Annotated in this window: 1 protein-coding gene; it reads right to left on the reverse strand. The window is 38.0% G+C overall.

The window, feature by feature from the left end; genetic code table 11:
* Window positions 1-53 precede the first annotated feature (53 nt).
* Window positions 54-397 (reverse strand): hypothetical protein (locus tag CDOM16190_RS10505; protein ID WP_170020790.1); only part of this gene is annotated, 344 nt, incomplete at its 5' end.

Here is a 397-nt window from a genome sequence, read left to right on the forward strand (position 1 = left end):
CGCCTTGTATTGTCGCTACGCTCCACAAGGCTATCATCTTTTAGGGTGAAGTATTACATTCTAAACCGCATTGAGCTTCTTGGTCGTTCTTGCTCTTTTTTAGCTTCTTTCTTTAGGCTCTCTATTTCAGGGTCAATTTGTGGTATCTCTTTTATCGTTTGTCTAAGATCTTGCATTAGCTCTTTATATCTGATTTTTAGTCCAATTTGCTCACAAGTTCGTTTAAAGAGTTCTGTAGCTCTTTCATACTCTCTTTTAATGAATACTGCGAATTCTCCAATAATGCTTTGATTGTCTTCAAGAAGTCTGCTTGTGCGTTGTCGTTGCCCTTCTTGAGTTCCGCTAATATTTGATTTAATGTCTTGGATAATTCGCTCAAACCGTTGACGAATTCCTG

This window comes from Campylobacter sp. RM16190, assembly GCF_012978835.1.
Taxonomy (GTDB): domain Bacteria; phylum Campylobacterota; class Campylobacteria; order Campylobacterales; family Campylobacteraceae; genus Campylobacter_A.